Source organism: Burkholderia sp. Ac-20365, from assembly GCF_017104715.1.
In the GTDB taxonomy this organism is placed as follows: Bacteria; Pseudomonadota; Gammaproteobacteria; order Burkholderiales; family Burkholderiaceae; genus Paraburkholderia.
Genome location: NZ_JAAGPI010000110.1, coordinates 1 through 955, shown reverse-complemented (window position 1 = coordinate 955; position 955 = coordinate 1). Strand labels below are relative to the sequence as shown.

Genomic DNA, 955 nt, shown 5'->3' with positions numbered 1-955 from the left:
CTTGTAGCGGTTCGGCGCGATGCCGTGCGCGCGCGCGGCAACGTCGTCCTCGCGCACCGCCCGCAGCGTGCGGCCGAGATGCGAGCGCAGCAGCCGCACCTGCACGAGCGCGAACACGACGAGCACGGCGAACGTGAACCAGTACGCGGCCCGCGCGGTCGTCGCCCACGGCAGCGGTGCGATGCCGGTGATGCCGAGCGGCCCGCGCGTGAGGCCGTCCCAGTTCAGGATCACGAGGCTCACCACTTCGCCGATGCCGAGCGTCGCGATCGACACATAGTGCCCGCGCAGCCGGAATGCTGGATAGACGAGCAGCGGGCCGAGAACGGCCGTAATGACGCCAGCGCACGGGATCGTCACGGCCGGCGGACAGCCGAGATCCGACGACAGCAGCGCCGACGCATACGCGCCGATCACGAGCAACGCCGCGTGGCCGAGCGAGATCTGCCCGACCGTGCCCGCGACCAGCGTGAGGCTCAGCGCGAGCAGCCCGTACAGCCACGCGTTGGTCAGCGTCTGCAGCACGTATGGCGACGCGCCGAGCCACGGCAGCACGGCCGCCGCCACGATCAGCGCAACGAGGACCGGACGCGGCACGCGCACGGCCTTCGCGGCCGCGAGGAAGGTGCCCGTCATCGGCTCGGGCGGCAGCGCGCGGTTCGCGCTGAACAGCGCGTTCGGCCGCCACACGAGGAACACGATCAGCAGCCCGAACGCGAACAGGTCGCGATAGCTGGTGCCGAACAGCGCGACGCCGTAGCTTTCGACGAGACCGAGCAGCAGGCTGCCCGCGATCGCGCCCGGCACGTTGCCGAGCCCGCCGATCAGCAGCGCGACCACGCCCTTCAGCGTGGCCTGGAAGCCCATCGCCGGATCGATGCTGTTGTAGTACATGCCGACCAGCAGCCCGCTCACGCCGCCGAGCGCGCACGCGATCGCGAACACGGTCTGGTTC

At 71.0% G+C, this 955-nt stretch carries 1 protein-coding gene; it reads right to left on the bottom strand.

The window, feature by feature from the left end:
* Nucleotides 1-955: ABC transporter permease (locus G3O01_RS44830; protein WP_205813933.1), on the bottom strand; the 955-nt coding region annotated here is incomplete at both ends.